The sequence below is a fragment of the Paenibacillus sp. GXUN7292 genome, assembly GCF_050864975.1.
Taxonomy (GTDB): domain Bacteria; phylum Bacillota; class Bacilli; order Paenibacillales; family Paenibacillaceae; genus Pristimantibacillus.
Window position 1 is genome coordinate 53,990 of record NZ_JBOZWO010000018.1, and the last position, 13,783, is coordinate 67,772.

Sequence of the window (13,783 nt, forward strand, 5' to 3'; positions counted from 1 at the left end):
GAAGAAACATGATTGAAGTGGCTGCAGCCATTATTGAGGATGGCAACGGTCGAATGTTGATTGCCCGACGAGCGAAGGGGAAGTCGCAGGAGGGCATGTGGGAGTTTCCCGGTGGTAAGCTGGAGTCGGGTGAATCGCCGGAAGAATGCCTACGGAGAGAACTGCTGGAGGAAATGGGGATAACGATCGAGCCCTATGCTTATTTTGGCGACAACGAGCATGATTACGGGACGGCGAAGATTCATCTTATTGCGTATAAAGCAAGGTTCGTGAGTGGCGAGATCGTGCTTACGGATCATGATGCCTACCGCTGGGTCAGAAAAGAGGAGTTAGGAGAGTATATATTTGCACCGGCGGATGTTCCATTCTTGGGAATGTTGAAAGCAGAGATGTGATTCCCCGTCAGCATCTATGCGTTAAATGTCAAATATCCCCCGCTGTCTTTTTATTACACCGGGAAAATATTATCCTTATCGTAATCTGGCAGAAGCAGACCGCTAAACTTCTAAGGATCAAGGTTTGTACACCCCCATCCTATTTTGGATGGGGAAAATAAAGTTTTATTCAACAATCACACCCTTTGCGCCAAAGTTTTCGAAAGTGCCCTTACAGTAAATTCTTAATTATAAACCCCACTCTCTCCTTCACCCCAATTTTAGGTACCTCAATAAGCTCATATTCAAGCTTCTCGTAAGTTCTAAACAGGACTTGATAAGTTGCGACGGCTTCTTCAAAGTCCTGTTTTCTCTCATCATCCGTTTGGTATATGTCCTCCCAAGGGGGTAAAATAAATACCCTTTTGTTGTACCTGTATCTTTTGACGGCAGATTCAAGTTTTTCCGAAGCAGGAATGTTTATCAAATGTGAATAGGCAAGGGTATCTGGAATACCCCGATCGAAAAAAAGAGGTTGATTGGAAGGGTTCGACATTGCTGAAAGATAACCTTCTATGGATTGATCCAGCATTAGATCACGGTAATTGGTTACATTTCCCCAAGGCAGCGCATCCCCATTGGAAGAAATTTGGGTTTGAATAATTTTTCTGGCAACCTCAGGAACATATTTATAATTATTTTTCAGTAATTCATCCAATAGTGTCGTTTTACCGGCGCCTGGTCCGCCAGTAATAATTATAAAGTCATCCCTTAATAAATTATTATTTTCCATTATTAAATACTCCTTCAATTATTCTTACTTTTTGCATCTGATCATTACTATTTACTTACTTTATCCCCCGTGGTAACATCCTGAAGAATTGTCCCCTTCCCCCAAAGCAGCTTCCGTAATGTTTCGAAATTAACTAAAACCGTTCCTGCAATAATTGTCAAAGTGCCTATGCCGGTTAGCCAAGAAATATATTCATGATAGAAGGCAACTCCTAGTATAACGGCAATTAATGGCGAGATATACAGCCATGTAGAAGGAAAAACAGGATTTGTCCGTGAGACAAGCCAATAATAAATGCTATGGCCGATCATGGAACCAACAATAGTTAAATAAAGAAGAGAGCCAATTGAAGCTGGGCTTATAAGATAATCAAGCTGAATGTTCTCGGTGAAAAATGATAAAAGGAGTAATAAAATCCCGCCATGCATCATTTGCGCTGCATTTAAAGCAATCGGTGATGTCGTTTCAAATTTCCGGATAACATGCTTCGTATAAATCGTACCAGATGCGTAAAAAACTTCACCCAATATAATGGCCAAACAAGCAACCATCCAGAAGGGACTAATCTCAATTGAGAAACTGGGTAAGATTAAGAAGGTGACACCAATAACTCCGACGACACAACCAATGAATGATTTGCGATTTCCTTTTTGCTTCAATAGGAATGTCTGAATAACGATGATCATCATAGGACCTGTAGCAGATAAGACAGCTGCAATCCCTGATGTGACATACTGCTCTGCCCAGTATAATGTGGCAAAAGTCCCAAAGGTTAAACCTGCTCCTGTAAAAAGCATCTCTTTCCGAAATAATAACGATATTGTCGTTTTTTTTCTCCAAACCATAACACTAAATAGCAGCAAACCAGCAATGAAAAAACGAAGTCCAGCTGATAAAAATGGAGGCACGCCTGCATCAACACCAATTTTAATCGCTAAAAATGTCGTTCCAAAAATCAAACACATGAACAAATAATTAATAATAACCATATGAAACGCCTCCTCTTTTTCTATCATAAAAGAAAGACGGTAGAACAGATTGAGAAAGATAGAACAGATTAGCTTGGATCGTGGTACAATCGTTTTAAATAGGGGGAGGAGGAATCGATATGAGCAAAGCGGTGCAAAATGGAGATTATCTTTTTAAAAAAGTTTACGATTATGTATTGCGTCGAATAGAGCGTAAAGAATGGAAAGAAGATGAAAAGCTTCCCTCCATCCGGCAATTAGCATCTGAAATGAATGTTCATCGATTAACGGTATTTAAGGCTTATCAATTGCTGAAACAGCATGACAAGGTTTATGTAAAAGATAAATCGGGCTATTTTGTCCAATCACATGCGACGAAAAATGTTGAATATCTATATTTGGATAATCCGATTGTTTCTGCATACGTACAAAAAAATCATTTATCTGAAATCCACCAATCTCCTGCCTCCTATCATTTTTCTCAGGCGTTGATTGATCCTAATCTTTTGCCTAATCATTATTTTTCGGATTACGTGAAGAAGGTGTTTGACCTTTATCCAAAGGTGCTTGCAACCTACTCAACTGTGCAAGGTGATTTGGAGCTGCGCGAAACACTCGCTCAATATTTTATCAACCAGTATAAAACTCATCTAGGTGCAGATGATCTGTTAATCACTTCTGGCTCACAGCAAGCGATTCACTTAATCGCTCAAGCTTTTATTAAGCCAGGAGATGTCGTTTTATTTGAACGTCCAAGCTATAGCGCTGCGATTGATATTTTTAGAGCGCAAGGAGCTCAGATTGTAACGGTTGATATCTATCCGGACGGGTACGATTTACAGCAGGTTGAATTATATTTTAAACAATATAAACCGCTCCTGTTTTATCTCAATCCAACCTTCCATAACCCGACAGGTTATACGGTTCCAGCCGAGCAGCGCAAAAAATTGGTGGAATTAGCTGAACAATACCGATGTTTATTAATTGAGGACGATGCCTATCACGACATTTATTTTGATCAGGCCCCGCCACCGCCAATTTACACTTATGATACTGCTGGGACAGTTATTTATATCCGAAGCTTTTGCAAATATATCTCACCTGGTTTAAGAATTGCGGCTGTTTTTAGTCAATCCTCATTAATGAAGTTCCTGCTAACAGTCAAATCGTTAGCTGATAATGGCTCACCGCTTCTCAATCAAAAAATTTTTCTTCATTACTTTTCATCACTGCGATTGCAGCAGCACTTGGAGAAAATCCGGATCGCCCTGCAGATCCGAAAGGAGATCATGGAGGAAGAGCTATCTGTAACCGATTGGAAATGGACCAGTCCCAACGGCGGTCTTAATTTATGGGTGCAGCTCCCGGATAACCTTCCTACTGAGTTATTATTAACCAAAAGTATCGAACAATCTATATCCTTTGTCCCAGGTCAAGTTTGTGATCCGTTAAAACAACTATCATCCTGGATACGTTTAAGCTATTCTTTCGCAAATGAAAAACAATTAAGTGAAGGGGTAAAAAGGTTTATTGCAGTGTCACAATCTGTTTCGAAGTGAAGGGTGCCAAGGCATTAGCCCGAGGCAATATACAACAAATAATGGATAAACCAGAAAGTTGTGTCATATCGATAATCGGGGTAAATATGACCGAATTATTAAAAAGTGCGGAATAAAAACTTAATAAGAAAAATGTTAAGAGCAGCCTGCATTTGCAGGCTGTTCTTTTTTTCGCACAACTCACAATTATTAAAGTTCTTAAAATTTATTAATGTCGTTAAGGCTCAGGTTTTATTGAACGGGCTTGTCGCCTTATGCTAAAGTATTGGGGGCACAGCAAGCGGCCTCAAGACGATCGAATAAATCCATGCTAAACATACACAACTAGAGTACAGACATGAGGAAGAGGTCAATGAAAAAGCTATTCAAAAGCGGTTTTGTCAAATTAGGACTTGTTATCATAATCGCGGGCGGAGCTGTCGCTTATTGGTTGATGCCGCCTGTGGCAAAGGTAGAAAGCACTGAAATCAGTAAAGGCTATAAGGTGAAATTTAAAACGAACGGAACGCAAATGGAGCAATTTCAAAATCAATCCTGGAAGCCTTATTTTGCCAAAGGGGTTAATATGGGAGCAGCTCTTCCCGGACATTTCCCCGGCGAGCTTGAGATTTCGAAAGAGGACTATACGAGATGGTTTGAAATGATTCAAGAAATGGGTGCGAATGTCATTCGCGTATACACCATTTTAAAACCGGAGTTTTACGAAGCTTTGGTGCGATATAATGCGAAGCATCAGGATAATCCGCTCTTTTTTATTCAAGGGGTATGGAGCCCGGAAGAACAACTGATTGCAGGTCAAAACGCATTTGATCCGAAAGTAAAACAGAAGTTTGAAAAAGAGGTTCAAGAGGCTGTAGAAGCGGTATACGGAAATATTGAGCTTGAAGCCGAGCCGCATTCCGGAAAAGCGAGCGGTAATTACGTATTTAATGCAGGGCCTTATCTCATGGGATGGATCATCGGCACAGAATGGGATCCTGTTATGGTGGATAAAACGAATAAGAACAATCCGGGTGCAGCAGATTATAAAGGGGAACATTTCCAAAGCAAGCCTGAGGCTAATCCCTTTGAAAAATGGCTGGCCGAAATGGTTGACATAGCGGCCGCAACAGAAGCCAAGCACGGATGGCAGCATCCGATAGCATTCTCGAATTGGGTGACTACCGACCCGCTTGAACATCCAGGCGAGCCATTGGTTGCTGAAGATATGGTCAGTGTTGATCCGATGCATATCGAAGCTGTAGATTGGGATGCGGGTTATTTTGCCTCCTATCACGTTTATCCCTATTACCCCGATTTCTTTACCTTCGACAAAACGTTTCAAACGATGAAAAATGATAAAGGTGAAGTCGATAGCTATAAAACTTATCTTCACGAGCTGAAGAAATATCATAACAATATGCCGATTATGATTACGGAGTTTGGCGTTCCCGCCTCACAAGGCATTGCCCATACAGGCATGCTGGGGCGCAATCAGGGAGGGCACGACGACAAGACACAAGGGGAAATGGATGCGGATATGTTCCGGCAAATCCATCAGGAGGGATACTCCGGCGCGATCTTGTTTACATGGCAGGACGAGTGGTTTAAGAAAACGTGGAACACGTTGAACTACGACATTCCTGACCGGCGGGCTTATTGGTATAACACGCTCACGAACGAATCCCATTTTGGGGTACTCGGCATGTATCCAAGTAAAGATGATGTGATTCACATTAACGGGGATGCTTCAGACTGGGACAAGCTCGACGATGGGGATAAGACTAAGCTGGATATGCAAATGGAAGGTTTTAATGAAATATGGGCCACGCATGATGAAGGCTATTTGTACCTCTTGGCCAAGTTATCTGAACCTTTCGATTTTTCCAAAAATTCCATCTATTTTGGATTTGATACTTTAAAGGGCGGTAATCGTCATGCACCGCAGCTCCAGGGAAAGACGCTCGATGAAGGCCTGGAAACCTTAATCGAGCTCGGAAACAAGGATATAGGGCAGATGATGATTGCCTCCGATTATGACTTTCATACCCGATTATATGGCAAGCTATCGAAAATATTAGCTTATGATCCAAAAGAATTGCAGGACGATAGCGGAATCTTTAACCCATGGAAATTGGTCGTAAATTATTTACTCGAATATCCGGATTCCCGTGTTGATCATCCCTTCGGCGATATTGAAGTAGGAGACTTGCTGAGAGGAACTAGCGATCCGCAGGATCCGAACTATAATTCAAAGGCGATGTGGCAGGCAAAAGGTGATGTATTGGAAATTCGCATTCCATGGATGCTGCTGGGCTTCAGTGATCCAAGCTCACTCAGCGCCATTAGTTATAAAGATACGGGAACGAAGCAATTTGAATCCGTGAAAGTCGAGGGCGTTCGTATTGTTCCATGGATCGTCCGCAACGATTCGAAGGAAGTCATCGGACTCGAAGGCAACAGCCCTTATCCAGTATCGAAACTTCCGCTTTACAGCTGGAAAAGGTGGGAAGATATCGACGTCAACTATGTGGAACGCCCAAAACAAAGCTATTCGATTATGCAAAAAGCGATGCGCGAAGTGGATCAACCGGTATCCGAGCATAAATGAATGAAGGAAGGATTTTATTTGTGTATATGAACATCGAAGTAGTGCTCAAAATTTTGTATGCTCTCATTATTTTGAATATTGTATTCGCCGCCGCGGTTTATGCCTTGAAAATCAAAGGATTGAGAAGAGCCAGAATTGAACGCAGGTTTGAGGTCAAAATGAAAGATTACCTTACCTATATTCTGGTCAATATCGAAGGAAAAGAACCGCTGCAGGCACCGCCGTTTTCATTGAATAAAGTAGAACAAGAAGTGTTGCAAGAACGCTTGAATGATATGATTGAAAACTTTACCGGAACGCCTCGTGAAAAATGTATAGAGCTCTGCAAACATTTGGGATTGGTACAGTACCATCTGGATCGTTTGAAAAAAGGCTCTTATGCTGTGAAAATCGATGCGGCGTATCACTTGGGCTGTATGAGAGTTCAGGAAGCCGTTCCGGCCTTGCTCCAGCTTCTCAAAACGCATAAATTGAATTCTTCCCTCTTTGTCATCGCCCGTTCGATTGCGAAATGCGCTCGCAATGAACAGGATGTCAAGGAAATGGTACAGCTTCTTCTGCGCCATAACAAAGGATTTTATGATTTGCTTGTAGACATAGTAAAAGAAGCGGATATCGACCATGGAGCTCTGTTTGCCGAGTTCATTCAACGGGAAAGTCATGCATGTATACAAATCGGTTTATGCGGATTGAGAGACTACACAGAGCCGACTGTAGCATCGGCTGTCTATCGTCTCCTCGATTCCCCGGACAGAACGATTCAATATAAAGCGGTGGAAATCTATCTGAAATCTGTTCACTTTATACCTAGAAACGTCGTTCAAAAGCTGCTTCAGCATCCGATGGATGAAGTGCGTGTTCTTACGATTCAAGCGATCGCCGATCAGAAGCTGGTTACGTATATCGATGTCATGAAAAACGCATTATTGGATGAAAGCAAGCAGGTATCCACTGCCAGCGCGAAAGGGTTATTGCTTCTTGGAGAAGAAGGCATAGCCACATTATGCGGAGTTACTGCAGATGTAAAAGGATCGGAGCAAGGAGAATACCTCCAGATGCTTATTGTGGAAGAACTCAAATCTCTTTCGATACAGCTCCATGACCTTGACAAACTGACACGATATAATTCGCTCACCTACTATTACGAAAAAATGCTTGGCAAGAACAAACGAATCTATCGTGTTGTATAGCTTACAGGGACAGGAGGAAACAAAGCATGAGGATGCTGGAATATTATTTACAACAAGCAATGGACTTCTTGCGCGACTTTTTATTAGGATACGGCTACTTTGCCATGTATTATACATTGATTATTACGTTCATTTATTTCCTGATCTTCGGTCTGTCGATTCGTCATACTTTCCCTCTTCAACGAGGGATAAAATACAATCGCGTACGGAAGCTATCCGGTTCTGAACACGTACCGCCAGTGTCCATATTAGTTCCGGCGTATAACGAAGAATTAATGATTAAAGAAAATGTACGAAATTTATTGGCTTTGAATTATCCGGAATATGAGGTCATCGTCGTGAATGACGGCTCAAAAGATGATACAGCCAAAATTATGATCGAAGAGTTTCAACTAAAAGAAGTTAAGCCTTTTGTTGCAAAACATATTAAAACCGAAAAGGTCAGAGGGTACTATCACAATCCTGAATATCCGAACTTGTATTTCATCGATAAGGAAAACGGAGGGAAAGCCGATTCCTTGAATGCAGGGATTAACCTTTCCCGCTATGGCTTGATTTCTACGATTGATGCGGATTCCCTTTTAGAAAAGGATGCTCTGACAAGAATCGCCAGAGTGTATATGGAAAACCCTGAAGATACGGTAGCGGTCGGCGGAAATGTTCGAATCGTTAACAGCTGTACGGTAGAAGACGGGATGGTCAAAAACATCAGATTCCCCCAAAAAATGTGGCCTGCTCTCCAGAACGTGGAGTATATCAAAGCTTTCTTGGGCGGCCGGATCGGCTGGAGCTCCATTAACGGATTGATCATTGTATCCGGCGCCTTTGGCGTTTTTCAAAAGGATAAAGTAATTGCCATTGGGGGATACCGTGGCGGATACCCTGGGGAAGACATGAACATCGTTATTAAGCTGCATCGTTATTGCCTGAAGAACAAAATACCTTATCAAGTTGCTTTTTGCCCGGATGCCGTTTGTTGGACTCAAGCACCGGATACGTACCGGATTCTAAGCAGCCAGCGCATGCGCTGGGGGCGTGGTAACTTGAAAAACATGATCGAAGAAGGCATCCATATGATCTTCCGTCCCCGTTATAAAGTGTTCGGGCTGTTAACGATTCCTTATAACATCCTGTTTGAAACCTTGAATCCATATTTTCGTCTGACCGGGTTAATCGCTATGCTCGGTTATTGGCTGCTCAATATGGCGGATTGGAAAACAGTCGTTGTGTTTATGATGGTGAACTTTTTCTCCTGCTTCATCCTTAGCCTTGGCGCTTTATTTATCGAGGAAAAAGCGTTTAGCCGTTATCCTAAACTGAGTGATCTCAACAAAATGATGCTCTACTCTTTCCTTATGTTTCTCGGTTATCAACAAGTTGGCGTTTTGTGGAGATTTTTGGGGCACATCGACTTCTTCCGCAATAATAATTCGTGGGGAACGATGGTTAGAACCGATTTCAATAAATAATATCAAATATATATAGATAAAAGGAGTGGTGAATGTGGCCGTTGTCATTCGCAGCAGCATTCAGGAAATCACGTTACAGCTTTTACAATTCATTCATTTGGCGACGAAGAAGAACGCTTCGTGTGGAGTTATTTTGGCTCCTTGCGCGAATATAAACCCAAAAACGCTCGAACAGGCGAAATTATTGATGAGCAAAAATGATGCCTCTCTTTCGGTCCAATTTTTCTATGACGATCCGAATCAGATGCTGTGTGCGGTTTTGGACAATGGAACCTTGGGCAGTACCCATTATGCGGCTCTAGTATTAAAAGATTTTCTCCAACATCAGCAAGTGCTGCAAGGGCAATTGCTTGTATCCAGCTTTCCGGAGAGCGGAAACCCGACCAAGTCGACGATCGAGAAATTCATTCAACAGGCGATCGCGAGCAAAGGGAAGGAAGGAGACATTCACTTCTTTACAGGCTCCAATGCGGCGGCTTCCGTTCTTATTGTCGATACTGACGATATTGTGCGCGAATTTATCAAGACCCGGCTGGAGTTAAAGGGGTACCACATATATGAAGCCAAAGATGGACAAGAGGCATACGATGTATTCGTTCGAGTATTGCCGGGCCTCGTCATTACCGAATTGAATTTGCCTGTCCTAGATGGATACCAGCTCATCCGCAAAATTCAAGGCACCGATTCGTATGAAGGCAAGGTGATCGTTTTGACGGACAAGCAGCTCACGGAAAGCATGAGTCGTGCTTATGAGTCAGGGGCTGCCGACTACGTGACAAAACCGCTTTCGATCTCTGAATTGGAATGGAAGATTAAGAGATTGACTAAAAACAATTAAAATTGTGAATGCGAGGAGCGGATACGACATGATTTTTAACAGCTTAAAAGAAAAACTGCAAAATAAAACGGCGAAGGTAGGCGTCATTGGCCTCGGCTATGTAGGATTGCCATTAACGATGGAAATGGTGAAAGGCGGTTTTACCGTCTATGGCATTGATTTGGATAACCGTAAGGTAGAGTCCCTTCTTGCTGGAGAGTCCTATATTCAAGATGTGCCAAGTGCTATGGCAGCCGATGCCGTGCGCAGCGGGAGATTTGTGCCCACGAACCGGTTCGAAGCTATTCGGGAATTGGATACGATCAGCATTTGCGTGCCCACTCCGCTCAGCGAACACCAAGATCCAGACACTTCCTTTATCGTGAGCGTTGTGAATGAGATCAAGAAATATATTAAAAAAGGAACGTTGATTGTCCTTGAAAGTACGACGTATCCCGGAACGACGGAAGAATTAATTGAATATGAGCTCGAGGCTCTGGGCTTGACGGTGGGCCGGGATTTTTTCCTGTGCTTCTCGCCGGAACGCGTGGACCCGGGCAATCCCAACTACAATACGTACAATACGCCCAAGGTCATTGGCGGAACTACCGAGAAATGCAAAGAACTAGGGATCATGCTTTACAACAATGTGGTCAAAACCGTCGTTCCAGTTTCTTCTCCGAAAGTAGCGGAGATGTCAAAGCTGCTCGAAAATACATTTCGCAGTGTCAATATCGCTTTCGTCAACGAATTGGCCATGATGTGTGATCGAATGTCTATTGACGTGTGGGAAGTCATTCGAGCTGCTTCTACGAAGCCGTTCGGCTTTATGTCCTTTTATCCGGGGCCGGGAATCGGCGGTCACTGCATTCCGCTGGATCCAATGTATTTATCCTGGAAAGCAAAGGAATTCCGTTTCTACAGCAAGTTTATCGAATTGGCCCAATCTATTAACGATAATATGCCGGAATATGTGCTGAACAAAACGGCTCAAGTGTTAAATGTATATGCGAAATCGATCCGTAATTCGAGAGTGCTGTTATTAGGCATGTCCTATAAGCCTGATATCGATGATCTGCGTGAATCTCCCGGCTTGGAAATCTATGAATTGTTCAAAAAAAGCGGTGCGAAAGTCGAGTATTACGATCCGTATGCGACTACGTTCAAAGACGAGCAAGGTCACATCGTTGAGACGGTAAAATACGACCCAGATGCATTTTCCCAATATGATTGCCTGGTGTTGATCACCAATCACCGAAGCTTCAGCTATCATGAGTTAGCCGAGATCGGAGTTCCGATCATTGATACGCGCAATGCTTTTGCAGATATAAAGTCGGATAACATTCATAAGCTGGGAACCGGAATCAATCAAAAAGATGTGAAGGTTTCTGTTGGGGCTTAAGCTCGTAACGCCAAGAAAGATGTTATCTCTTAAAATCATCATAATTACCTTGCTATCCTGCATGGTGATCGGGGCGGTGCTTATGCTGCAATGGGGATCAGAAAAGCCGCCTGTAAAAGCAACCTGGGTATGGGATACAACAGCTTTGATGAAGGACAAAAACGAAATGCTCGCCTTTGCCGAAGACCAGGGAGTGAATGTGATCTTCCTGCATGTCGACCGCAAAGCAAAAGACTTTGAACCGTATCGGGCCTTTATCGAAGCAGCTCACGGATTAGGGATTGAAGTCGAAGCGTTAGGAGGAGATCCGGCCTGGGGATTAACCGGTTATCAACAGGAAATTGAATCCTTTATCGATTGGATAGAAGACTATCAGCTTGCTGCGGGTGAACGAGCCGCATTTGACGGCATCCACGTGGATATTGAACCTTATCTATTGAAGGAATGGGAACAGGATCGTGAAGATGTCGTACGCCAATGGATGGGGAATATGGCGTTTTTGGTCAAAAAGGTGAAGCAAGGCTCAGCCTTGCGGGTATCAGCCGATCTCCCATTCTGGATTCATAAGATTCCTGCCGGCCATAGCGGCAGCGTGGGTTCTTGGATGATCGAGCAGCTCGACCGCGTAGTGCTCATGAATTACCGGAATTTCGCGATCGGAGAGAACGGCATTATCGCCAATGCTCTGCCGATGATTAAAGAAGGAACTCGAGCAGGGAAGCCTGTTATTATAGGTCTGGAAATGGCCCCTTCGGATGAAGGGAAGCATATTTCTTTTTTTGAAAAAGGCGCCTCCAGCTTGCATCAGCAAATGCAATTAAGCCATATTGTCATGCGGTGGTATACCGGATATCAAGGCTTTTCCATTCATGAATACAAAAGCTGGAAGGAAGCCGCGAAATCGTAAGGGAAGGGACGATACGTATGGGGAAATATTTTGGTACAGATGGAGTACGAGGCGTAGCAAACGGGGAGTTAAGCCCTGAGCTGGTATTTCGATTAGGCCGGGCTGGCGGATATGTGCTGACTTGGAACAAGCAAGGGAAGCGGCCTAAAATTGCAATAGGACGGGATACCCGCATTTCGGGAGAAATGCTGGAAGCAGCTCTTGTTGCAGGCTTGTTGTCGATCGGTGCAGATGTTGTACGTTTAGGGATCATCTCTACGCCAGGCGTAGCGTACTTGACGAAAGAAATAGGAGCAGATGCAGGGGTGATGATTTCCGCTTCTCATAACCCTGTGGAGGATAACGGGATTAAATTTTTTGGTGGAGACGGATTTAAGCTGTCGGATGAAATGGAAGCGGAGATTGAAGCGCTCCTCGATGCGGATGAAGATCGGATTCCTCGCCCGATTGGCGGCGATGTGGGCAGGGTACAGGATCACCTCGAAGGCGGACAAGCTTATATTTCTTATTTAAAGTCCACGGTGAAGAATCGGTTCGAAGCGTTTAAAGTAGTAGTGGATTGTGCCAATGGGGCGGCTTCGATGCTCGCGCCCCAGCTCTTCCGCGATTTGGGTGCCGACACGGTTGTCCTGGCTCATCAACCGGATGGGTTGAATATTAACAGTGACTGCGGCTCTACGCACCCTGAAGCGATGCAGCAGGCTGTTTTGGAGCATCAGGCCCATTTAGGCCTTTCCTTTGACGGGGATGCGGATCGGCTCATTGCCGTCGATGAGAAGGGAACGATCATTGATGGGGACCACATCCTCTTCATCCTAGCCGGATTCATGAAGAAGCATCATCGTTTGAATAACAATACGGTGGTTTCCACTGTGATGAGCAACCTTGGCTTCTATAAGGCGCTGGAGCAAAATGGAGTAGAAGCTAAACAAACCAAAGTCGGAGATCGTTACGTATTGGAGGAAATGGTACAAGGCGGCTATAACCTGGGCGGGGAACAGTCAGGCCATATCGTAATGCTGGACTATAATACGACGGGAGACGGCATGCTGTGCGCGATCCAGTTGATGGATGTGATGAAGTCCGAATCCGCGCCTCTAAGCGGGCTTGCTGAGTGCATGACCAAGTATCCTCAGCTTTTGGTAAATGTTCAAGTAGAGGACAAATCGAAGCTGGCAGGGAATCAAAAAATCGAAGCAGCCATCAGGTCCGTAGAGCAAAAGATGGGCGGGAGCGGAAGAGTGCTGGTTCGCCCTTCAGGCACGGAATCGCTTGTTCGAGTTATGGCAGAGGGCCCGAATGAGCAAGAGCTTTCCAGCTTTGTAGATTCTATTGTCGATGTCATTAAGGAAGAATTGACATTCAAGTTGGTTTAACTGAACTAAAGTTTCATCCTATACTTGTCCGTATATTTCAAATTAGGTAAACGCGCTAGACCAAAGGACAGCTGATTTAAAATCAATTGCGATATTTGCTAACGGTTGCCAGAGAGGCTATTTCGATTATTTTAGCTCATTTGAGAATGTAACGGTTGTCACGAGCGCTATTGTACCCTTTCTCTAGCAAAATCAGTGCTTTTTGGGTAATTAACCGCAATAGCAACCGTTAGAAAATTTAAACCATCATTTTCGCTCGAATAGCGATTGTGGCAACCCTTAGAAGTTCATCATTGCTCAGAAAGTCAACCCAACTACAGTAATGGATCGCCGGATCA

The 13,783-nt window shown here is 43.7% G+C and carries 11 protein-coding genes; 9 read left to right on the top strand and 2 right to left on the bottom strand.

The features are described 5' to 3' along the window. The first annotated feature begins 8 nt into the window (after positions 1–8). Positions 9–395 carry an 8-oxo-dGTP diphosphatase MutT gene (gene mutT, locus ACRRU2_RS15685; protein WP_432503093.1) on the top strand — a complete coding sequence of 129 codons (387 nt, stop codon included), beginning with the start codon at positions 9–11 and terminating at the stop codon, positions 393–395. Between the two features lie 211 nt (positions 396–606). On the opposite strand, the gene ACRRU2_RS15690 is transcribed toward mutT, so the two are convergent. Beyond that, positions 607–1,167, bottom strand: coding sequence for an AAA family ATPase (locus tag ACRRU2_RS15690; RefSeq protein WP_432503095.1), 561 nt, complete (start codon positions 1,165–1,167; stop codon positions 607–609). A gap of 47 nt (positions 1,168–1,214) precedes the next feature. Further along, positions 1,215–2,156, bottom strand: a complete 942-nt coding sequence (locus ACRRU2_RS15695; protein ID WP_432503097.1) for a DMT family transporter — start codon at positions 2,154–2,156, stop codon at positions 1,215–1,217. Positions 2,157–2,275: 119 nt separating this feature from the next. On the opposite strand from ACRRU2_RS15695, the gene ACRRU2_RS15700 reads away from it, so the two are divergent. The 8 genes from ACRRU2_RS15700 to glmM all read left to right on the top strand — a co-directional run bounded on the left by ACRRU2_RS15700 (position 2,276) and on the right by glmM (position 13,445). After that, positions 2,276–3,694 (top strand): PLP-dependent aminotransferase family protein, encoded by a 1,419-nt coding sequence (locus ACRRU2_RS15700; protein WP_432503099.1) that lies wholly within the window; start codon positions 2,276–2,278, stop codon positions 3,692–3,694. 352 nt (positions 3,695–4,046) lie between these two features. Next, positions 4,047–6,284 (top strand): hypothetical protein, encoded by a 2,238-nt coding sequence (locus ACRRU2_RS15705; RefSeq protein WP_432503101.1) that lies wholly within the window; start codon positions 4,047–4,049, stop codon positions 6,282–6,284. Between the two features lie 20 nt (positions 6,285–6,304). Beyond that, on the top strand, positions 6,305–7,474 hold the full coding sequence (locus tag ACRRU2_RS15710) for a hypothetical protein (RefSeq protein ID WP_432503103.1): 1,170 nt from the start codon (positions 6,305–6,307) through the stop codon (positions 7,472–7,474). Positions 7,475–7,542: 68 nt separating this feature from the next. After that, a complete protein-coding gene (locus tag ACRRU2_RS15715) occupies positions 7,543–8,943 on the top strand; it encodes a glycosyltransferase family 2 protein (RefSeq protein WP_432503172.1) in 1,401 nt (466 codons plus the stop codon). A gap of 34 nt (positions 8,944–8,977) precedes the next feature. Next, positions 8,978–9,781, top strand: coding sequence for a response regulator (locus ACRRU2_RS15720; RefSeq protein ID WP_432503105.1), 804 nt, complete (start codon positions 8,978–8,980; stop codon positions 9,779–9,781). 28 nt (positions 9,782–9,809) lie between these two features. Continuing rightward, complete coding sequence (locus ACRRU2_RS15725) at positions 9,810–11,162, top strand: nucleotide sugar dehydrogenase (RefSeq protein WP_432503107.1); 1,353 nt, start codon at positions 9,810–9,812, stop codon at positions 11,160–11,162. Further along, a complete protein-coding gene (locus tag ACRRU2_RS15730; protein ID WP_432503109.1) occupies positions 11,152–12,069 on the top strand; it encodes a hypothetical protein in 918 nt (305 codons plus the stop codon). The genes ACRRU2_RS15725 and ACRRU2_RS15730 overlap by 11 nt, the downstream gene beginning before the upstream one ends. Positions 12,070–12,086: 17 nt before the next feature. Further along, the gene (gene glmM / locus ACRRU2_RS15735; protein WP_432503111.1) at positions 12,087–13,445 is read left to right on the top strand and encodes a phosphoglucosamine mutase; all 1,359 of its coding nucleotides are present in this window, start codon (positions 12,087–12,089) and stop codon (positions 13,443–13,445) included. Positions 13,446–13,783 lie beyond the last annotated feature (338 nt).